Source organism: Dactylosporangium sp. NPDC051541 (genome assembly GCF_044454505.1).
GTDB lineage: Bacteria > Actinomycetota > Actinomycetes > Mycobacteriales > Micromonosporaceae > Dactylosporangium.
Map to the genome: position 1 here is coordinate 164,202 of NZ_JBITDU010000008.1, position 20,503 is coordinate 184,704.

Below are 20,503 nucleotides of genomic sequence, written 5' to 3' on the forward strand. Positions count from 1 at the left end.
AATGAGTGCCTGAATATCAGCCAGGACCGACCACGGCAGACCGTCCCCGTCGGCGCCGCCGGCGGGCGCATCAACAATTCGGAGCAGCGCCCGTGTGCATCTCCACCCGTGCGGGCACCGTGGGAGCTACTGGAGAGCGCGAGCCGCAGGGCCGGGGTGTTGTTGCAAGGTCAAGGCCGACTGGGCAAGTCGAGTCCGGCCGCGTGGATCGTTTGGGCTCAACGTGTTGCAGTCGCGGTTCGAGACGGTGCCGTTGCCGTGACCGGCGCGGATGCGGCCCAAGACGCCGATGCTGCACGGCGGCGTCAGATCCATCCACCAACGCCTGCACCGGACCTGCGGCACGCAACAGCAACCGGCACGGCGTCCGGCACACCGTCACCGCCGCCCGCAACGCCGGCGTCGAGCGGATCGTCCTGCTGTCGTCGGGCTCCGTCATCCACCCCACGTCACAGGGCAACCCGATCACCGAGGAGCACCGCGACATCGAGCAGGCCTCGCAAAAGCAACCAGAGCAAGTGCAGAGCTGACGGTGGTACCGCTCCGTCCGCTGGTCCTGGCCACCAACGCACTCGGCTGGGCCCACCAGCTCAAGCGGACCGGCCGCATATCGCTCTACCAGCCGGAAGCCGAAACCGCGCCCATCCCCGAACGCGGTCGGACGCCTGAGCACGGCGTGACCCCGCCCGTCCGTCAGAACCCGTCGCAGCGTTGTTCCGACGGTTTCCGGGATGGGCGGAGGTTACGTGGATTCGTTCGTTGGCCGCAGCGACGAGCAGGACCGGTTCCGGCAGGTGCTGGCCGAGGTGTCCGGCAAGTCCGACGACGGTCCCGACGAAGGCTACGTGGTGCTCGTCCAGGGCTATGGCGGCATCGGCAAGTCGATGCTGCTGGACCGCTTCGTCGAGATCGCCCGGCGCGAGAAGCACACCGTCTTCAAGGTCGACTGGATGACGGACTCCAAGCTGCACCGCGACGAGTACGCCGGCTTCGCGGGGCCGCCGGTCTGGCGCATCCTGGAGCGCATCCGGGCCGCCCTGGAGGAGGAGGCCCGCGGCTGGGGCTGGCGGCGGCGCCGGCGGCTGCGGCGGTTCGCGGAGTTCCAGCGCCAGGTGGTGCGGCTGCCGGAACTGGAGCAGCGGGCGGCCGAGCTCGGCATCGGCCGGCAGGTGGGGCACCGGCCGGTCTCCCCGGAGCAGCTCGCGAAGGCGGCCGGGGAGTTCGCCCAGAGCGCCGGGGCGGCCGCGGCGGTGGCGGCCCCCATCGGTGCCGTCTTCACGGCGGTGGCGAGCTTCGGCTCGACACTGCTGCAGACCCGCCGGGCCCGCATCGACCCGGCCCTGTACCGGGCGCTGTTCGACGAGGTCAACGCGGTCGTGACGGCGTTCGTGGAGGGCGTCCGGGCGCTGGCCCGGCCCCGGCCGGTGGTGATCGTCCTGGACACCTGCGAGCTGCTGGGCGAGTCGGGGCCGTGGCTGCGCAAGGTGATGCAGCTCTGCGGCCGGCGGGTGGTCTGGGTGGTCGGCTCGCGCCTGCCGGAGCTGCTGGCCGAGCCGGACGACTTCACCCGCGAGATGCGCGAGCAGCGGCTGCGCATGTTGAAACTGATCCGTTTCGACGACCGCACCGCCATCGACTATCTCCGGCTGCGGCTCGGCGCGTTGCCGCCCGAACTCGACACCGGCCGGGTGATCGGCCTGACGCAGGGCATACCGCTGGCACTGAACGTCATCGCGGAGCTCATCGCCGACCGGCAGCAGGCCGGGCTGCCGTTCGACGACCTGTACCAGGAGGTGTGGCCCGACGGTACGGTGTCGTCGGTCGTGTATCGGATGGCCGAGCGCTACCTGGTCCACGCCGTCCGGGACAAGCACTCCGACCTGCGCCAGGACCTGCCCCTGCTCTACGGCCTGGCCCTGGTCGACATCGACCGCAACGGGCTCGACCCCGGCCTGCTCGGCGCGGCCTGGGACATCGACCCCGACCAGGTCCGCGATCGGCTGCAAGAGCTGCGCCCGCGCCACGGCTTCTTCCACAGCGGTGACGGCACACTGCACCGCGACATCCGCAAGGCCATCCAATACTTCCTGGTCGACTCGCTCGGCCGGGCCAGCGAGGTGGTCCGGCAGATCAACGAGCGGGTCGTGGAGCACCTCCGGGAGCGTCTCGGCGCCTTCGAGCACGACGACGTCGAGGCGCAGCTGCGCGACAGCGGGTGGCGGGCCGCGAACGCGGCACTGCTCTGGCACACGTTCTGGCTGGACACCGCCGACGGCGTCCGGATGCTGCGCCGGATCCTGCCGGCCGCGGCGATCCTGCACCGCAGCTACGCCCAGGTGCTCGTCGACAACGCCGTGTTCTTCCGCCCGCACTGCACGCCCGAGCAGAAGGACCTGATCAACGGGTTCGAGTTGGTGGTCGCCGCCCCCGCCCCGTCCGGCCTGGGCGACGCCGCGGACGCCACGCTGTTCGCCGAGGACGGCTCGCCGTACGTGCACCTGCTCTACGCGCAGGAGTGGTCCGTCTTCGACCTCGGCCTGCCCGAGCGGGTGCGGCACCTGCGGCTCGCGACCCAGAGCATCAAGCCGGCGAGCGGGTCCCTGGCCGACCGGATCGGCGAGGTCGCGCGGGCGCTGCCCAGCACCGATCCGGGCCCGCTCACCGCCGCCGACCGCAAGGTCCTGATCGACGGCTTGCGCATCGCCGCGCGCTACACCCGTACCGCCGAGGCGTTCAACAATCTCGGCAGCGCCCTCTACAACCTGGGCCGGGTCGGTGCCGCCGGGACCGCATACCGCCAGGCGCTGCGCTGCGACCCCGACTATGCGCTCGCGCACAACGGGCTGGGCGCGACGCTGCACAGCCGGGACCTGTTCGAGGCGGCGGAGACCGCATATCAGGAGGCCCTGCGCCGCGACCCGGACTACGCGCTGGCGCACAACAACCTGGGCTGCGCGCTGTTCGCCCAGGGCAAGTACGAGCAGGCGGAGGCCGCGCACCGGGAGGCCCTGCGGCTCGACCCCGGCAACGCCATCGCCCACAACGACCTGGGCAGCGCGCTCTACAGCCGGCACGAGTTCACGGCGGCGCAGGAGGCGTATCAGGAGGCGCTGCGCCTCGACCCCGGCAACGCCATCGCCCGCAACAACCTGGGCACCGCGCTGTATCGCCAGGGCCGGACGGGCGAGGCGAAGGCCGCGTATGAGCAGGCGCTGCGGTGCGATCCGGACAACGCCGTCGCGCGCGACAACCTGCGCATCGTCGAGCTCAGCCAGGCCCGCCCTACGGCATCGCCCGCTGGATGGTGATCGTGCCGTACCACGTGCGCGCGTGCACCTTCACGCGCTCCGCGAACCCTTCCGGGCCGGGGCGGACCGGCAGGAGGTTGTGCACCGAGCCGAGCGTCGAACGGGCGTCGATGTGCGCGGCGGTGCCGGCGGCGATGCCGATCTCCACCGAGCCGCGGGCCGTGCTCAGCTCCGCCTCGCCGCGGGCGAGCTCGCTGACCCGGATGGAGCCGTTGGCGGTCTTCGCCCGGACGCTGCCGGCCGCGCGGACCACCGTGATGCCGCCGCTGGCGGTGGACACGGCGATGTCGGCCGCGCAGTCCTGCAGCCGGACACTCGCGGTCGCGGCCTGCACGTCCACGACGCCGTCGACCCGGCCCGCGACGACGTCGGAGCCGGAGGTCGAGACCCGCAGCGCGCCGACGTGCTCCAGGTGAATGGGGCCGCTGACCGTGCTGAACCGGCAGTCGCCCAGTTCGCCCTCCGCGCGGATGTCGGCCCGGACGGTCCGCACCTCCAGGCTCGACCCGGCCGGCACCTCCAGGACCACGTCGATCCCGCCACCCGGCCGCAGGATCGCCCGGTGCGGCGCGCTCACGGTCAGCATCCCGGCCTCGTGCTCAATGGTGGTCTGCTCGGCCGCGGCGACGGCGGCCGAGCTCGTCCCGGCCGGGAGCACGGCGACGGCGGTGTCCGTCCGCCGCGTCGCGACGACCCGCACGCGGCCGGTGTCGAGCACGACGGTGACGGCGACCGGCGCCGGTGTGTCGAACGTCGGCATCCCGCGACCCCCCTATGGCGCCATTGTGGCGCCATCCTACATTGTTTCAGTCCCGGCGATCTTCGGCCGATAAAGCTTCCGTGTCCCGTTTCGGTGTCGTCGCGGCCGTCGCGGCCCGGCTGCTCGACGCCGCCCTCGATGAAGAGCGGCTTCTGGTGTACCTCACCGAGGCCGTCGAAGCCGAGGTGCCGGACCGGGCCGTGGCCGCCTCCGTCGAGTCCGCGGACGTGCCGGCGGGTTACGCCTCGGCGCCGCTGGTCGTCCACGGGCGGAAGATCGGCGCACTGGCAGTACAACTGCCGCTGTCCGCTCCTGATGCCGAGTTCGTGGAAGCCCTGGCCGTCGTCGCGTCGGCGGCCCTCGAACACGGCCGGGCCCTGGCCGCGACGCTGAGCCTGCTCGACGACGCCCGGCGCCAGAGCGACCTTCTGGACGCCATTTCCGATGCGGTCGTCTCGTGTACCGCCGACAACGTCATCGACTCCTGGAACGCGGGCGCGGAGCGGCTCTACGGCTACCCGGCCGGCGAGGCCATCGGCTGCGACCTGTTCGCGCTGCTGGCCACCGCGTGCTCCACCGCGGACGGCGTCGAGGTCGGGCCGCGCCAGGTCCTCGACGACCTCGACACGGTGGGCCGCTGGAGCGGCGAACTCCGCGAACGCCGCTTCGACGGCGCCCCGCTCACCGTCCTGTCGTCGGTCTCCACGCTCACCGCGCCGGACGGCACCCGGGCCGGCTTCGTGTACGTCAACCGCGACGTCACCGAACAACGCCGCCAGGAACACGCCGCCTCCCACGACCCCCTCACCGGCCTGGCCAACCGCCGCCGCCTGATCAACCGCGTCCACGACGCCGCCGGCCGCGTCCACCGCGGCGGGGGCCCGATGGCGGTACTGTTCCTGGACCTGAACGGCTTCAAACCGGTCAACGACCGCCACGGCCACGCCGCCGGCGACGAACTCCTCATCGGCGTGGCCCACCGCCTCCTGGCCGCGGTCCGCACCACCGACTTCGTAGCCCGCGTCGGCGGCGACGAGTTCGTGGTACTCCTGGAACAGATAGGCTCCCCGGACCGCATCCCGGCCGTGCTGGACCGCCTCCTGGCCGCGGTCGCCGAACCGGTCGCGCTCACCTCCGGCGAAACGGTGAGCGTGACCACGGCGATCGGCGTCACGGTGGTGGCCTCTTCGGAGGACGCCGCCATCGACCCGGAGCGCCTGATCAAGCTCTCGGACGAGGCGATGTACCGAGCCAAACACACCCCGGGCCACGTCGCGTACAGCGGCTGACGCCTCTCAGGCCGACGCGTTCCCGGGGCGCGGATCGCTCAGCGGCGAGGCCGACGTGGGCTGGGTGGCGCGGGCGCTCATGACGGGGCCGGATTGCAGCGAGGTGTTTCGACGCTTCGCCTCGCCGCCGTCAACGTGCGCTTGTTTTCTAGCCTGTAGCGGCGGGTTGTGGTCGAGGCCGCGTGCGGGGAGTTGTCGCGGTTCAGGTCGGTGTTGTACGGATGTCTGACCGCGCGGCCGGACGCGTTGTTCGAGCTGGGCGACGCACGGTCGCGCACCGGCGGCAACGCCCGCTCGATCCCAACGCCCGGGCGTCCGGCATCGCCCGCCCGGCCACGGCGACGTGCTGCTTGCGGTCCAGGGACACGCGCGTCCCCGGTCGGCCGGCACCACGAGCGGTGGTCAGTCGAGGCAGAACTCGTTGCCCTCGAGGTCTTGGATCACGAGGCAGGACTCGTTGTAACTGAGCACCTCGCACCAGAAGCGGGCCACCCTCATCAACGGCGCCCTATCGTGTGGGGGTGACGCTGGAGCGCGATGGGTTCGTGGTGCTGCCGGGGCGGCTGGACGCGGAGCGGCTCGCGGCGGCCGTCGAGCATGCCGACCGGCTGCTCGAGGGGGTCGGCTGGAGCGACAACGACTTCGACGGGCGGAAGACGCGGCGGGTGTACTCCCTGATGGGCCGGCTGGGAGCGTTCGAGCCCCTGCTGACCCACCCGGAGGTGCGTTCGCTGGTCGCGGCGCGGATCGGGGACGTGCACCAGTTCGGGATGCTGTTCCTGTCCGCGGTCGACCCGGGCCAGGGTGCGCAGTCGCCGCACTTCGACGCGGGCGTCTATCCGCTGCCCCGCGACGTCGAGGCCGAGACCAACGTCATCTGGGCCCTCGACGACTTCACCGCCGAGAACGGGGCGACGCTTGTCGCGCCCGGGAGCCACCGCTGGCCGGCCGGGCGGCGGCCGCGGCCCGAGGAGCTCGTCCCGGTCGTCATGGCGGCCGGCAGTGCCGTCGTCTACAGCGGCCGGCTCTGGCACGCCGCCGGGCACAACCGCGGCGCGGCCACCCGCCGGGCGCTGATCTGCGAGCACGTCCTGCCCTGGCTGCGCCCCGCCGACAACCACGGCCTCGCCACCGGCGTCGAGCGGCTCCGCGCGCTGAGCCCGCAGCTGCGGCGGCTGGCCGGGGTGGGGATGGCGGGCGAGTTCCTCGGCCTCGTCGCCGGCCAGGACCCCGAGCGCTGGCTAGCCGAGCGTTCCTAGCCCGTCCTCCAGCAGCCGCAGCGTGCGGTCGAGGTCCGGGGCGGTGCCGCTCTCGATGCTGCCCAGCACGGTCCCCACGAGCGCTCCGACCAGGGCGCCGGCCACCGCGCGGGCCAGGGTCGCGTCGAGCCGGGACGGGTACGCCCGCAGGAGCCACTCCCCGATCAGGCGCTGCGCGGCCAGGAGCCGCAGCATGGCCTGGGCCTGCAGCTCGGGCCGGGCCAGCAGGATCGCCAGGCGGTCCGGGCCGGGCAGGTCCGACGACGCCGACATCACCTGGGCCGCGATCCGGCGCAGGGCCTCCAGGGGCGTGGCGGCCGACACGTCCGCGAACGCCGCGGCCAACGCGGCCAGCCGCTCGTCGGTGCCGGCGAACAGGACGTCCTCCTTCGCGCGGAAGTACGAGAAGAACGTCCGCGTCGACACGTTCGCCCCGGCGGCGATGTCGGCGACCGTCGTGGCCTCGTAGCCGCGCTCGGCGAACAAGGTCGCGGCGGCCGCGATCAGGGCGGCCCGGGTCTGACGTTTCTTCTCCTCGCGCAGCCCCATGGCAAGATCTTACACCGCGATGTATTTTTGCATCATGATGCAGAAATTCGCCATACGAGCGGAGAAGCTGCGGATTCGGTACTCCCGCAGCCCGCACAACGCCGTCGACGGCATCGACCTCGCCGTTGCTCCGGGCGAGGTCTTCGGCCTGCTCGGACCGAACGGCGCCGGCAAGTCCACCACGCAGAAGGTGCTCACCGGCCAGCACCGCGAGTTCAGCGGCGCCGCCGAAGTCCTCGGCCGGCCCGTCGGCGACTACGGCCGGGATCTCTACGAGCGCATCGGCGTCGGCTTCGAGCTGCCCGCCTACTTCCCCCGCCTCACCGCCCGCGAGAACCTCGCCGCGTTCGCGAAGCTGTTCCGCCGGCCGACGATGACACCCGCGGAGGCTCTGGCCGCGGTCGGGCTGGAGCACGCCGCCGATCAGCGGGCGGCGACGTTCTCCAAAGGCATGAAGATGCGCCTCAACCTGGCCCGGGCCATGCTCCACCGCCCCGACGCCCTGTTCCTCGACGAGCCGACCTCCGGCCTCGACCCGGCCGGTGCGGCCGCCGTGCGCGCCGTGATCCGGACCCAGGCCGAGGCCGGCCGCACCGTCCTGCTCACCACGCACGACATGCCGGCCGTCGAGGAGCTGTGCACTCGCGTCGCGTTCATGCGCGCCGGCGCGATCGTGGCGCTCGACACGCCCCGCAACCTCCGCCGGGCGTACGGCGCCCCCTCGGTCGTGGCCGAGTACGCCGAGCACGGCCGGCTCAAGACCGCCGATTTCCCGGCACCGAACGACCCCGGCCTGATCGCACTGCTCGCGACCGGCGACGTGCGGACGGTACACACGCGGGAAGCCGCCCTCGCCGACGTCTTCATCGCCGTCACCCGAACCACACCATGACCGCCCTGCTCGCCCTCGAACTGCGCACCCAGTGGCGGCAGGGCATCCCGGCGGTCATCCTGGGCCTGGCCGCGATCTGGTCCGGGCTGGTGGCACTGTGGCCACCGGCGGCGCCCTATGTGATCTTCGTCGACACCGTCACCGTCGGCACCCTCTACGCCGGCGCCCTGACGATCAGCGACCGGGCCACCGGCATCGACGCCGCGCTCGCCGTGACCCCGACGCGGGCGTTCGCCCGGGTGGCGGCCCGGATCGTCCCGCTCACGGTGGTGACGACGGCCGGGGCCGCCCTGATCCAGAAGAGCCTCACGGCACTGCCGGCGGTGGCGCTGTCCTGCGTGCTGCTGCTCGGCGTGGCCATGGCGGTGGCCGCGCGGCGCGACGGCTTCGTGGCCTTCATGGTGGCGCTGCCGTTGCCGATGGTGCTGCTGCTGGCCGTCCCCCTCGCGGTGTCGATCGGGCTGCTGCACGGCCCGCTCTGGTACGCGGTCCCGACCACCGGAGCGCTCGAGCTCATCATCGATCCGCATCGGCCGCAACCGGCAGCGCTCGCATACCTGGCCCTGGTCGCCGCGGTCGCCGCCGGGGTGGCGGCGCGCCGGCCGGGGAGCATCGGACGGCGGGCAAAAACAGCCGTCGACCTGCCCGTCGTGATCGCGCTGAGCCCGCTGCTGCTGGCGCTCGCGCTGCGGTTCGGCTGGCCACCGTTCGCCGCCTGGTTCCGGGCCACCCGCGGCGTCGACCTGGCACCCTACGGGCCCGTGCTGGCGATCGGCGCGGTGGCGGTACACGTGCCGATGTCGTTCGGTATGACCGGGGCGCTCGTCATCCTCGACGACCTCGAGGACGGGGCCCTGCGGATCGTGCACACGTCGCCGCTGGGGATTCCGCGGTATCTGGCCCGGCGGCTCGTCGCCGTCACGCTGCTGAGCGCGGCCGGTCTCGCGGTCGCCGCGCCGCTGTCCGGGCTCGTGCCGGCCTCCGCCACCGCCGCGATCGCCCTCGCCGTGCCGGTCGCGCCCCTGGTCACCGTGGCCACCCTCGCCGTCGCCCGGACCAGGGTCCAGGGGGCGACCGCCGACAAGGTCCTGGCCGTGCCGGTGTATCTCCCGATCGCCGGCTGGTGGCTGAGCGGCGCGACCGGCTGGTGGCTGGCCCCGCTGCCGACGTACTGGATCGTGCGGACCTGGGATGCGACCGGTCCGCCGGAGGCGCTGGTCGGCCTGGCCGTGCTGGCGGGCTGGCTGGTGCCGCTGACCGGAACGGCTCTGCGCCGGCTCACACAGCGGTCAGGGCCTTGATGCGCTCCTCGGCGCGGTCCGGGATCTCCGGGCCCAGCTCGCCGAGGATGGCGTTGGTCCAGCGCAGCGCCGAGAGGTAGGCGGCGACGATCACGCCCGGCTCCACGTGGTCGTCCTCGGAGTCTGGGTCGGTGTAGGAGCGGGCGGCGTGCAGGACCTCGCCCAGTGGGCCCTCGCCGCGGCGCAGGGCCAGGAGCAGTTCGGCGTCCAGGGGCAGGCCGGCGACGATGCGGTCGACCGGGAGCGCGAAGTGGTCGGCGACCGCGGACAGCAGGCCGCCCAGGTACGCCGTGTCGCCCCGGCCGGTCGCGGCCGGGAAGTCGGCCGAGCCGGCCAGCAGCTGGCAGAGCCGGGCCCGGACCAGCATGCGGATGAGCTGCTCGTGGTCGGCGGTGGTGAGGTCGGAGACGAGCATCAGCGTCACCCACTGGCGCAGCCGGTTGAGGCCCATCGCGACGATCGCCTCCCGCACCGACGTCACCGTGCGGGTCAGGCCGAACGTGGCCGCGTTGGTGGCCCGCAGCACCCGCATCGACAGGCCGGCGTCCTGGCTGACCAGGGCCACCACCTCGTCGAGGTTCACGTCGTCGGCGGTGAGCGTGGCCAGGACGCGCAGCCGGGCCAGGCGGCCGGGGGTCACCGCGACCGTCGAGTCGACGTGCGGGCGGCCCAGGATGTGGCCCTGGAACAGGTCGAACCCGAGCTCGAAGGCGAGCCGCAGCGACTCCGCGCTCTCCAGGCGGACGGCCACCAGCTCGACGTGGTTGAACCGCCGGCACACCTCGACGCTCGCCCGGACCGCGGCCTCGTCGGCGGCCAGCATGTCGACTTTGACGTACGTGACGAGCGGCAGCAGGACCTCGCGGGGCCCGCCGCGCACGAAGTGGTCGATGGCGATCGTGTAGCCGCGCTCCGCCAGCACGGTCAGCCCGGCGACGAGGTTCTCGTCGACCTCGACGCCACCCTGGACCTCGAGGACGGCCTGGCTGTAGTCGAACGGCAGCGGGAGCCGGCCGGTGAGGAACTCCTTCGTCACGTTGAGGAAGCAGACCTTGCCGCCGGCGAGCTCCTCGACGCCGAACTCGGTGAACGCGGCCACGAGGACCCGGGCCGTCGCGTGCTCGTCGATCCGGGCCGCCGTCGAGGAGTCGGTGCCGGCCCGGAACAGCAGCTCGTAGGCGACGACGGCGCCTTCGCGGTCGTAGATCGGCTGCCGCCCGACGTGCGCCGCGGAACCGGCGATGGTGTCCTCCACCCGTCCGATTCTCGGCCGCTCGCCGCCCCAATACCCCGAAAACCGACAAAATGCCCGGCCGGTGGCCCGGCTCCGAGTCAACCGGAGGGGCCACCGGCGGATCCGGTGCCGACGCCGGGCATCGAGGCGGGTGGTTCCGAAAGCGGGCCGCCGTGCCGGGTCAGAAGCAGACCGGACTCCATTGAGAGCGGCGTTCCATCCCGTTCCACTGCACGAGCCAAAATCGCTTCGGGTGTACCGTGCGGCTGGTGCACTGGTTCCAGGAGTTGATCGACCGCTTCTACGACGCGCACTGGCAGGTCACCGCCGGGCAGTCGATCAGCTACCGGGAGATCGTGGGCAACGCGTTCGGGCTGGCGTCGGCGCTCTTCGGGCTGCGCCGCAGCGTGTGGGCGTGGCCGGTGGGGATCCTCGGCAACGTGCTGCTGTTCACCGTGTTCATCGGGCAGGCGGCTGGGAACGGGGCGGGGACGACACCGCTCTACGGGCAGGCGTCCCGGCAGGTCTTCTTCGTGCTGACCAGCGTGTACGGCTGGTGGCGCTGGCGGCGGACACGTGATGCGGCGGGCGGACCGGCAGTACACCCGAAATGGGCTTCGTCTGTGGAACGGCTCGCCCTGTTGACCGCCTCGCTGGCCCTGGTCGTCGCGTGTTTCTTTGTGTTCCGGGCGGTGGGGGCCGGGTTCCCGGTGCCGTGGTGGTACTACCTGGCCGACTCCTGGATCTTCGTCGGCTCGATCGCGGCGACGTATGCGATGGCCCGGGGCTGGGTCGACTTCTGGCTCTGCTGGATCGCGGTCGACCTGGTCGGCGTGCCGGAGCTGCTGCACTTCCGCTACTACCCGTCGGCGGTGCTGTACGCCGTGTACGCCGGCTTCGTGATCTGGGGGTTCGTGGTCTGGCTGCGGATCTCTCGCCGGGAGCGGCCCCAGCGCCGGCTGGCGGAGCCGGCGCTGGGGCCTGCGTGACGACTTCCTGAGCGGCTCAGCCGGTCGGGAAGTTGTCCGCGGTGCGGACGCGGTTGCGCAGGTAGGTGCCGGACTCGCTCAGCGAGTTGGCGTTGGTGTACGAACCGGCCGCGCACGTGCCCGGCTTGAACGCCGCGCTGCTCTCGTTCGCGTCGGAGTATGTCCAGTTCGCGTAGCTGATCTTGTTCTGGTCGAGCAGGTCGAGCCACGCGGTGGTGCTGGACAGGTCGAGCGCGCCGCCGCCGGTGGCGCTGACGGTGCCGAACTCGGTGACGAACAGCGGCAGCGTGCGGGCCGCGCGGGCCACGACGGTGCGGTAGTTGTCCTTGTGCGACGCCGCGTAGAAGTGGAACGTGTACATGATGTTCGTCGCGTTCACCGGGTTGCTGACGATCTCCTGCTCGCTGGAGCCGTCGGACACGCCGAGCGAGGACCAGCCGCGGGTGCCCACGATGACGATCGCGTCCGGGTCGGCCGCCCGGATGACGGGGATGACCTGCTCCGCGTAGCTCTTGATGCCCTGCCAGCTCACGCCGTTGGGCTCGTTGGCGATCTCGTAGATGACGTTCTTCTTGTTCGCGTTGCGCTGCGCGACGGACGCGAAGAACGTCTTGGCCCGGTCGAGGTTGTAGTTCGGGTCACCGGGGGTCAGCGTGTGGAAGTCGATGATCGCGTACATGCCGCGGGCCTCGGCCAGGTCGACGTAGTTGTTGACCTGGGCCGTGAAGCCCGACGGGTTGGTCTCGTAGCCCTGCTCCTGCACATACATGGCGATGCGCAGCAGGTCGGCCTTCCAGTCGTTGGCGAGGGCGTCCAGCGAGCTGCCGTTGACGCAGGACGCGAACCACTGGATGCCGTGCGTGCTCATGCCGCGCAGCTGGATGGCCTTGTTGTACTGGTTGCAGAGATTCACGCCGCACACGTGCAGCTGCCCGTTGATGGCGAGGGGGGTCGTACCCTGCGGCGGGGTGCTCGGGCTCTTGGTCGGCGTCGGCGACGTGCTGGGCGACGTGCTGGGCGACTTGCTCGGCGTCGGCGACTGGGTGGTCGGCGTGGGCGTGCTGACCGAGCCGGTGCAGGTGACGCCGTTGAGCGTGAACGCCGACGGGCTGGGGTTGGCGCTCGTCCAGCTGCCGTTGAAGCCGATGCTCGTGGACGCGTTGGTGGCCAGGCTGCCGTTGTAGTCCAGGCTCTTGGCGGTGACGGCGGAACCGCTCTGCGCGAACGTCGCCGACCAGCCCTGCACGACCTTCTGCCCGGCGTCGGGGAACGTCCACCCGAGCGTCCACGAGCTGACCGGGTCGCCGAGGTTGGTGACCGCGATGCTCCCGGTGAAGCCGCCGGGCCACTGGTTGGCGGTGTACGTGACGCGGCAGCCCGCGGCGGCGGACGCGTTCACCATCGGCGCGAGAATCAGGCCGCCGGCCACGAGGGCCCCGACAGCGCCGGCGACCCCGAGGGTCCGGCCGCGCGGCAGGCGTTTGAGCAGGCTCATGTCGATTGTTTCCTCCGGGTACGACGAACCCGGACGGCTGGCTCGCCCGGGGTCAGGATCGTCACGCGCCACGACGCACCCGCTCAAATGCCACGAACTTGACCGCGCCAGAGAACACACCTTGACCAGCGACTTCATCAAGCACACAGACTGAAATATTCAGCTCGAAGCGCTTCGACCGTTTGTGCGCCATTCGCCACGCCGCGCCGGCGCCGACCCGGAATGGGGCGGCCGAACGTCGATGTGATGCCGGAGTCAGCTCTGCGCACAATGAGCCGTGTCCGATGAGCTCCTCGTCCTGCGCGAAGCCATCCGCCGGCGCGGGCCCGCCGACGTCGAGGCGGCCGGCCTGGTCGTGGCCGAGTACCTGGCCGGTGTCCTGCGCGACGCCGGAGCGGCCGGGAACGTGGCCGCGCTGCGCTGGGCCCGCGACCGGCTGCGGCTGTTCATGGTGGTCAGCTGGGGCAACTGGTTCGGGGTGCTGGAGCGGCTGCCGCAGGAGTACCCGATGCTGCGGGCCGAGTGGCGCGACCTGCTGGCGGAGCCGGCCCGCTACGGCCCCGAGCACCTGATCGCCTGGTGGTGGCGCCTCCAACCGGCCATGTTCGAGCCCCTCGTCGCGACCCAGCTGCGCGAGATGAGCACCCCGCTGCGCGACGGCGTGGCCGGCGTGCTCAAGGACGGCGGCGACTTCGAGGGCCGCCTCGTCGACTGGGCCGCCTTCGCCGCCTACTGAGCGGCCCGGTGCGCGGCCTGCTCGGTCATGAACTGCGGCGGGGGTACCAGCGAGAGGTCGAACGCGTAGTGGAGCAGCCCGTCGCCGTAGGAGGGCGACTGGTCCTCCCCCGCGAGCGCCCGGATCAGGCCGTGGCTGGCCGCGTTGGCGCCGGACACGTCGGCCTCGATGGTGCGGACCCCGGCCGCGATCATGCGGTGCACCAGGGCCCGGATGAGCACGGTGGCCAGGCCGGTGCGCTGCCACGGGTCGGCGACGAGCACGGCCAGGTCGGCGGCCGGTGAGCCGGCGGGGCGGCGGCCGTACTCGGCCCACCCGCACAGCTCCCCGCCCTCGACCGCGACCTGCGCGTCCCACTCGGGGCGGGCGCCGGCGGCGATGTGGCGCAGGTAGAACGCGGGCAGGCGGCCGCCGCTGCCGACGAGGAAGCGCCGGTCGATGCTGCGCGCAGACAGGTGCCGTTCGGCCCCCGCGACCAGGTGCTCGTCGCCCGTCTGCCATGGCCGGATGAGCATGGAGCTGAGTCTAAGACTGAGACCCAGTGCTTGTGACCGTGTACGTGACCGGGCCCACACGCAACAATCCGTCATCGAGCGGCGTACACCTGACCCCGCCGTGGCCCCGCAGCGCCTTGAACGCCCCCGGCCCGATCGTGTTATCCATCCACGCGCACGGATTGGCCCGGCGCTTGACCTGCAACCGGACCGGACCGTCACCGGAGTCGAGGGTGAGGATCGTCCCCACCAGATCGTCCACCGCGATGCCGGCGACCAGAATGTTCCGTCGGGAATGCGCCAGCCCCGCGCCGGGCGGCAGCCACTCCCGCGCCATGACGGTCACACTGGCGTCGCGGTGGGCGGGCTTGCCGAAGTAGCGGTCGCCGACGACGCCCAGGCCGGCCCGCAGCCGGATGTGGTCGACCAGCTCCCCCGGCGGGGCCGGCGCGGGCCCGTCCTGCGGCCGCCCTTCGAGGCGGTGCACGGGCGAGGCGAGCAGTTCGACGATCGCGGCCACGCGACGATTGAACACCGCCGGCCACACCCCGGTCGCCGGGGCGTCGCCGGGCTCGGGTAGAAAGCCTGATCATGTCTGCCGTCGTGCTGTCGGTCATCGCCGCCGCCATGTTCGCCACCTCGGCGGCGATGCAGCAGCGCGCGGCCCGGCGGGCCAACCCCGACGTTCACGACCGGGCACTGCCGGTGCGGCTGTTCCTGCTGCTGCGCCGGCTGGTGAAGGACCGCTGGTGGCTGGCCGGCTGGGTGCTCAACGTGTTCGCGTTCGCCGCGCACGCCGTCGCGCTGCACCTCGGCTCGCTCACGGTCGTGCAGGCGCTGCTGGTGTCGCAGCTGCTGTTCGCGATGCTCACCATCCGCCACCCGCCGGCCAAGGCCTGGATCGGCACCGGCCTGGTCTGCTCCGGGCTGGCGCTGCTGGTCGTGGCCCGCCCGTCGGTGCCGCACACCCTCGCCCGGGACGACGTCGGCCCCGCCGTCGGGATCGCCGCGGGCGTGATGGTGCTGTTCATCGCCCTCGCGCACCTGCTGCCGACCCGGGCCGAGGCCAAGGTCCGCGGCGCGCTCGCGGGCGTCGCGGCCGGGGTGTGCACGTGCCTGACCGCCGTGTTCGTCGTCCTGGTCGCCGACACCCTGTCCAACGACGGCGTCTGGGGCCTCACCGGCGACTGGGCCACCCTCGGCCTGATCGCGTCGACGACGGCGAGCGGCCTGCTGACCCAGGACGCGTTCGCGGCCGGCTCGCTGCCGACGGCGCTGACCGCGATCAGCATCGCCGACCCCCTGGCCAGTGCCGTGTTCGACGCGAGCGTGTTCCACGCGGGCTGGCGTGGCGCCCTGTGGTTCCCGTGGAGCCAGCTCGTGGTCATCGCCCTGCTCATCGCCGGCGTGGCGCTCCTGGCCGCCGCCCGGGTTCAGGACCGTACCCCCGCCGCGGTTGTCTAAGGCACTTTCTGCCGGTTGGTGGCGGTGGCGAACACCTCCAGCAGGCCGTTGACGGTGGCCGACCACGGGAACTGCTCGGCGACGGCCCGGGCGTCGGCCCGGCGGCGTTCGGCCGGGGCGCTCAGCAGCGACTCCACGCCGTCGGCGAGGCCCCGCGGGGTGCCGTCGGTGACCCGGCCCGACTCCGGCTTCATGATCAGCTCGCGGGCCGCGCCCTCGGACGGGACGACCACCGGCACGCCGCAGGCCAGGGACTCGAGGGTGGCCAGCCCGAACGTCTCGGCGGGCGACGGGGACAGCGACACGTCGGCGGAGGAGACGAGCTCGGCCAGCCGGTTGCGCTCGGCGACGTGGCCGTGGAAGCGGACCGGGAGGCCGTCGGCGAGCTTGGCCAGGCGGCGCTGGAGCGGACCGGTGCCGATGACGTCGAGGGAGGCCGGGATGCCGCGGCGGCGCAGCTCCCGGACGGCCTCGATGGACAGGTCGGGGTGCTTCTCCGTCGACAGGCGGGTGACGGTGACGAGGCGGACGTCGTCGCGGGCCGGTGTTGCCGCCGAAACCGGCCGGAAGGTCTCCAGGTCGACGCCGAGCGGCACGCGGTGGATCTTCTCCCGGCCGAAGACCTCGAACTCGGCGGCGGAGAAGGCCGAGGCCAGCACGATGTGGTCGACGAGGCGGTGCAGGCGGCGGTTGGCGGCGGTGGCGGCCGAGTCGAGCGGGAACCAGCGCGGCACCCGGGTGCGCAGGATGGCGTTGATGCGCTCGTGCGAGACCAGGATCAGCGGTACTCCACGGCTGCGCGCCCACGGCGACAGCCAGGCGATGCTCAGCTTGTCGTTGGCCTCGAGCACGTCCGGCTCGACCTTGTCCAGGAGCGCGCACACCCGGGCCCGGGCGGTGAGGACGCGGTAGCCGCCGGAGCCGGGCAGCAGCGGGCTGCGGACCGTGAGGTGCCGGCCGTCGGGGAAGGTGATGTCGCGGTCCTCGGTGCCGGGCACCAGCGTGACGCGCTCGTGGCCGGCCGCGATGTAGCCGCGCCCGGTCTGCTCGACGCAGGTGCGCAGGCCACCGGAGACCGGCGTGTAGAAGTTGGCGAGCTGGACGATCTTCACGATGCCGCCGCGTCGAGGACGGCGCCGTAGGTGGTGGCGCGGGCCCCGGCCTTGAGCGCGCCCTCGATGGCCCGCAGCGTGTCGTCGCGCAGGCCGGGGCGGTGCAGATCATCGGGGTGCAGGGCGACCCGGACCAGGCCGCGGCGGCGGGTGGCCCAGGCCGCGCCGGCCCGCAGGACGGCCGCGCCGAGCCGCTCGCCGGTGCCGCCGGGGCGGTGGGAGAGCGCGAAGCCGCGGCGGGCGCGGGCGGCCCGGGCGCCGCGCAGGTCCTTCACGCCGAAGTGGTCCGTGGTGTATCGGAACCCGGCGCCGGCCAGGGCCCGTTCGGCGGCCGGCGAGGCGAGCCAGCCCGGCGGGGTGAAGCCGGCGGTCCGCAGCCCGAGGCTGTCCAGGACGGCCTTGGCATCGGTGAGGCGCCGCCCGGCCTGCTGCTCGTCGAGCGCGGCGAACTCGGCGGCGCCGCGGGCCACGGCCTTCCCGACGGCCCGGCGCACCGCCCGCCCCTCGGGTCCGGCCTGGTGGCACCAGCCGTGCAGGACGAGTTCGTCGCCGTGCTGGGCGCGGGCGTGCAGTACCTCCGCGTAGTCACCGTGCTCGGCGAGGGACATGCCGCGCCAGGGTCCGGGGATCACCAGGAGTGACACCGGAATGCCGAGCGTGTCGGCGTCGGCACACCACCGCGCGGTCTCCTCGGCGGTCGCCGGAGCGACGTCGTGGATGCTGACCACCATCAACGGCTCTCGTGGTCCGCCAGAGTCGTCCGCGGACGGTTCACCAGTCGTCATCTACGCCCATCACACCTGGTCAAGGCGGCGGTGCCGCGCCGAGTCGGGGTACCTGTCGCCGGACGTTAGCACGTGCCGCACACCGCCCTGGGACCGCGACCACCCGCCACGGAACAATGCGGCGCACGTCACGATCGGATCGATGAACATCCGCGATCGCATTCGTGAACCAGACATGTCCTCGTCCGTCGCCTAGACCAGCCGGATCGCGGTCAGTGGCAGCATCGCGGGCTTGCCGATGCTGCCGGTGCCGGGGCGGTACACGTTGACGGAAACTGACGCCGGTTCGAGGTCCCCGGTGGCCGTGAACGCGAACTGGCCCTGGGTCAGCGTGAACGGTCCGTGATGGAGTGACTCCTGCACGCCACCGCGGGTCATGACGCGCTGGCCGATGATGCCGAGCAGGAGGTTGGCCGCGTCGTACGCCCCCGCCGCGTATCGGCCCGGTGACTCCTGGTGCTTCGCCAGGAACGCCTTCGCGAACACGGCGTCGCGGGGCTCACCGCAGCCGCACAGCGCGAACGTGTTGTCACCCGCCGCGCCGACCGGCACCGCGTAGTCCTCGTCCAGCAGCGCGTCGCCCCCGACCAGCGGGCCGGTGAACCCGGCCTGCCGCAGGGCCTTCGCGAGATCGGCGGCCTCGGTGGCGTACCCCGTGAAGAACACCGAATCGACGTCGAGCTCCTCGGCCTCGCGCGCCACCGCGCCGAAGTCGGTGGTGCCGACGTCGATCGACACGGTCGCGACGACGGACACCTCGCCGCTCGCGCGCATCCGCTCGGCCATCTTCAGCTCACCCTCGGCCGCGTGCCGCACGATCAGCACCCGGCGCGCGTTCAGCCGGGTGCCGAGCAGGCGGGCGGCGGCGTCGGTAACGTCGAGGTCGCTCGGGTACAGCCGATGGAACGTCTTGAGGTTGCGGGTCGACACGGCCGGGTCGCCCGCCGACGGGGTGACGAACGGCAGGCCCGCCGAGTCCAGGTCGTAGCCGGCGAGGGCCACGTCGGCGGAGCGCAGCGGCCCGACGACACCCACGATGTCGTCGCTGGTGAACTTCGCGACGGCGGCCCGGAGCTCGGCCTGACTGCCGTGGCCGGCATCGGCCTCGATGAGCCGGACCTTGCACGAGGAGTTGGTGCGGGAGTTGTGCTCCTCCACCGCCATCCGCACCGCCCGCACCGCGTCGCTGCCGTCCTTGCCGAGCACGTTCGCGCCGATGAAGCCGAGCGCCGGGCAGCCGGCCCCGGCCGCCAGCTCGGCCGCCCGCGAGGGCGGGACGGCGGTGTCGGTTTCGCCGTTCTCGCGCTCCTGCCGCGTGAAGTACGACGCGACGGAGCAGATCACGGCCAGCACGAGAGCCACCGCGAAGCCGATCGACGTGGTCCTCGAGTCGGCCTCGCGCCGCGCCGGGGGCCGGACCGGCTTGGCGGCCGGCTTCGGGACCCGCTTCGCGGGCGGCTTCGGGACCGGCTTCGCGGGCGGCCGGATCGGGCCGCGCGGGCCCGGCTTGGCCGGCGCCTTCTCCGGGGCCGGCTTGGCCGGCAGCTTCTCCGGGGCCGGCTTGGCCGGCGCCTTCTTCCGGGCTGGCTTCATGGCCGGATCGGCCGCCGGCTCGGGCACCGGTTCGGCCGGCGGTTCGGCGGTGGGCGGTGCGGCGGGGGCCGGGATCTCGAAGGGCTTCGGCTCGGGGAAGGGCTGCTTGCCGAACGACTCCGGCAACCGACCGTCGGGCAGCTCCATGCGACCACGGTAGATGCCGGCCTCAAGGCCCATGACCGGCGCTCGATTCGTCCGATCGCTGCGGCTTGACCAATTTCTCGCGGGCGACATAGCTTGGCCGCCATGAGACTTGCGCGACTCGGGGCCGTCGGTGCCGAGCGGCCCGTGGTGGTCGCCGACGACGGCTCGTACCTCGACCTCACCGGCATCACCGGGGACATCGACGGGGCGTTCCTCGGCGGGGGCGGGATCGAGCGGGTCCGCGCGGCGCTCGACACGCTGCCGCGGCTCGACGTGCCGGCCGGGACCCGGGTCGGGGCGCCGGTCGCGGGCATCGGCAAGGTCGTCTGCATCGGGCAGAACTACGCCAAGCACGCGCGGGAGTCGGGGGCCGAGCCGCCGACCGAGCCGATCATCTTCCTCAAGGCGGCCGACACCGTCGTGGGGCCCGACGACGACGTGCGCATCCCGAAGGACAGCGTCAAGACCGACTGGGAGGTCGAGCTCGCGATCGTCATCGGGCGCACGGCGCGCTACCTCGAGAGCTCCGACGACGCCAAGGACTTCATCGCCGGCTACGCGGTCAGCAACGACGTCTCCGAGCGGGCGTTCCAGCTCGAGCGGCTCGGCCAGTGGGACAAGGGCAAGAACTGCGAGACGTTCAACCCGCTCGGCCCGTGGCTGGTGACCGGCGACGCCGTCGACGTGCCGAAGCTGCGGCTGCGGTCCTGGGTCAACGGGGAGGCCCGCCAGGACGAGGTCGCGGCCGACATGATCTTCGGGGTCGAGCACCTGGTCTGGTACGTCAGCCAGTTCATGGTGCTGTACCCGGGCGACGTCATTAACACCGGGACGCCGGCCGGGGTGGCGCTGGGCCTGCCGGGCCAGCCGTACCTGCGGGCCGGGGACGTCATGGAGATGGAGATCGAGGGCCTCGGCCGGCAGCGGCAGACGCTAGCGTCTGTTTCACAGCTGGGGTAGGAGCGAGGCGGAGTCCAGATTTCTCGCCCAGGCTGGCCCGACAGTGCTTCGCCGGTCGGCCCAGCCAAGGCGCTGCGTGCGCAGCGTGGGAGGCCGGATACCGGGTTGTATCCGGCCTTTCGCGATGTGGGCGCAG

The 20,503-nt window shown here is 72.5% G+C and carries 18 protein-coding genes; 9 read left to right on the forward strand and 9 right to left on the reverse strand.

Annotation, left to right across the window (positions count from 1 at the left end; genetic code table 11):
• Positions 1-746: 746 nt before the first annotated feature.
• The gene (locus ACIA8L_RS32505; RefSeq protein WP_395910415.1) at positions 747-3,308 is read left to right on the forward strand and encodes a tetratricopeptide repeat protein; all 2,562 of its coding nucleotides are present in this window, start codon (positions 747-749) and stop codon (positions 3,306-3,308) included.
• Here ACIA8L_RS32505 and ACIA8L_RS32510 read toward each other — a convergent pair.
• On the reverse strand, positions 3,283-4,068 hold the full coding sequence (locus tag ACIA8L_RS32510) for a DUF4097 family beta strand repeat-containing protein (RefSeq protein ID WP_395910416.1): 786 nt from the start codon (positions 4,066-4,068) through the stop codon (positions 3,283-3,285). The genes ACIA8L_RS32505 and ACIA8L_RS32510 overlap by 26 nt on opposite strands.
• Before the next feature lie 80 nt (positions 4,069-4,148).
• Here ACIA8L_RS32510 and ACIA8L_RS32515 point away from each other — a divergent pair, with 80 nt between their 5' ends.
• Positions 4,149-5,357, forward strand: a complete 1,209-nt coding sequence (locus tag ACIA8L_RS32515) for a diguanylate cyclase domain-containing protein (RefSeq protein WP_395910417.1) — start codon at positions 4,149-4,151, stop codon at positions 5,355-5,357.
• A 521-nt stretch (positions 5,358-5,878) separates the two neighbouring features.
• Complete coding sequence (locus ACIA8L_RS32520) at positions 5,879-6,616, forward strand: phytanoyl-CoA dioxygenase family protein (RefSeq protein ID WP_395910418.1); 738 nt, start codon at positions 5,879-5,881, stop codon at positions 6,614-6,616.
• Here the strand turns inward: ACIA8L_RS32520 and ACIA8L_RS32525 are convergent.
• Positions 6,599-7,165 (reverse strand): TetR/AcrR family transcriptional regulator, encoded by a 567-nt coding sequence (locus tag ACIA8L_RS32525; protein WP_395910419.1) that lies wholly within the window; start codon positions 7,163-7,165, stop codon positions 6,599-6,601. The genes ACIA8L_RS32520 and ACIA8L_RS32525 overlap by 18 nt on opposite strands.
• A 34-nt stretch (positions 7,166-7,199) precedes the next feature.
• On the opposite strand from ACIA8L_RS32525, the gene ACIA8L_RS32530 reads away from it, so the two are divergent.
• Positions 7,200-8,057 carry an ABC transporter ATP-binding protein gene (locus tag ACIA8L_RS32530; protein WP_395910420.1) on the forward strand — a complete coding sequence of 286 codons (858 nt, stop codon included), beginning with the start codon at positions 7,200-7,202 and terminating at the stop codon, positions 8,055-8,057.
• Positions 8,054-9,358, forward strand: coding sequence for a hypothetical protein (locus ACIA8L_RS32535; RefSeq protein ID WP_395910421.1), 1,305 nt, complete (start codon positions 8,054-8,056; stop codon positions 9,356-9,358). Before ACIA8L_RS32530 ends, ACIA8L_RS32535 begins: the two co-directional genes overlap by 4 nt.
• Here the strand turns inward: ACIA8L_RS32535 and ACIA8L_RS32540 are convergent.
• Complete coding sequence (locus ACIA8L_RS32540) at positions 9,336-10,613, reverse strand: EAL and HDOD domain-containing protein (protein ID WP_395910422.1); 1,278 nt, start codon at positions 10,611-10,613, stop codon at positions 9,336-9,338. The genes ACIA8L_RS32535 and ACIA8L_RS32540 overlap by 23 nt on opposite strands.
• Positions 10,614-10,861: 248 nt before the next feature.
• Here ACIA8L_RS32540 and ACIA8L_RS32545 point away from each other — a divergent pair, with 248 nt between their 5' ends.
• Entirely contained in the window at positions 10,862-11,581 is a 720-nt protein-coding gene (locus ACIA8L_RS32545) for a nicotinamide riboside transporter PnuC (protein WP_395910423.1), read from the forward strand.
• Positions 11,582-11,597: 16 nt separating this feature from the next.
• Here the strand turns inward: ACIA8L_RS32545 and ACIA8L_RS32550 are convergent, their stop codons facing one another.
• A complete protein-coding gene (locus tag ACIA8L_RS32550; protein WP_395910424.1) occupies positions 11,598-13,076 on the reverse strand; it encodes a cellulase family glycosylhydrolase in 1,479 nt (492 codons plus the stop codon).
• 277 nt (positions 13,077-13,353) lie between these two features.
• Here ACIA8L_RS32550 and ACIA8L_RS32555 point away from each other — a divergent pair, with 277 nt between their 5' ends.
• Positions 13,354-13,812: a hypothetical protein gene (locus ACIA8L_RS32555; protein ID WP_395910425.1), complete on the forward strand. Its 459-nt coding sequence runs from the start codon at positions 13,354-13,356 to the stop codon at positions 13,810-13,812.
• Here ACIA8L_RS32555 and ACIA8L_RS32560 read toward each other — a convergent pair.
• Entirely contained in the window at positions 13,806-14,327 is a 522-nt protein-coding gene (locus ACIA8L_RS32560; protein ID WP_395910426.1) for a GNAT family N-acetyltransferase, read from the reverse strand. The genes ACIA8L_RS32555 and ACIA8L_RS32560 overlap by 7 nt on opposite strands.
• Positions 14,328-14,337: 10 nt before the next feature.
• Positions 14,338-14,826, reverse strand: a complete 489-nt coding sequence (locus tag ACIA8L_RS32565; RefSeq protein WP_395910427.1) for a molybdenum cofactor biosysynthesis protein — start codon at positions 14,824-14,826, stop codon at positions 14,338-14,340.
• 71 nt (positions 14,827-14,897) lie between these two features.
• On the opposite strand from ACIA8L_RS32565, the gene ACIA8L_RS32570 reads away from it, so the two are divergent.
• A complete protein-coding gene (locus ACIA8L_RS32570; protein WP_395910428.1) occupies positions 14,898-15,770 on the forward strand; it encodes a DMT family transporter in 873 nt (290 codons plus the stop codon).
• Here the strand turns inward: ACIA8L_RS32570 and ACIA8L_RS32575 are convergent.
• The 3 genes from ACIA8L_RS32575 to ACIA8L_RS32585 all read right to left on the reverse strand — a co-directional run bounded on the left by ACIA8L_RS32575 (position 15,767) and on the right by ACIA8L_RS32585 (position 19,407).
• The gene (locus ACIA8L_RS32575) at positions 15,767-16,882 is read right to left on the reverse strand and encodes a glycosyltransferase (protein ID WP_395910429.1); all 1,116 of its coding nucleotides are present in this window, start codon (positions 16,880-16,882) and stop codon (positions 15,767-15,769) included. The two genes, ACIA8L_RS32570 and ACIA8L_RS32575, sit on opposite strands and share 4 nt — an antisense overlap.
• The gene (locus ACIA8L_RS32580) at positions 16,879-17,613 is read right to left on the reverse strand and encodes a DUF2334 domain-containing protein (protein ID WP_395910430.1); all 735 of its coding nucleotides are present in this window, start codon (positions 17,611-17,613) and stop codon (positions 16,879-16,881) included. The genes ACIA8L_RS32575 and ACIA8L_RS32580 overlap by 4 nt, the downstream gene beginning before the upstream one ends.
• A 246-nt stretch (positions 17,614-17,859) precedes the next feature.
• Entirely contained in the window at positions 17,860-19,407 is a 1,548-nt protein-coding gene (locus tag ACIA8L_RS32585) for a branched-chain amino acid ABC transporter substrate-binding protein (protein ID WP_395910431.1), read from the reverse strand.
• 102 nt (positions 19,408-19,509) lie between these two features.
• On the opposite strand from ACIA8L_RS32585, the gene ACIA8L_RS32590 reads away from it, so the two are divergent.
• Positions 19,510-20,367 (forward strand): fumarylacetoacetate hydrolase family protein, encoded by an 858-nt coding sequence (locus ACIA8L_RS32590; RefSeq protein ID WP_395910432.1) that lies wholly within the window; start codon positions 19,510-19,512, stop codon positions 20,365-20,367.
• Positions 20,368-20,503 lie beyond the last annotated feature (136 nt).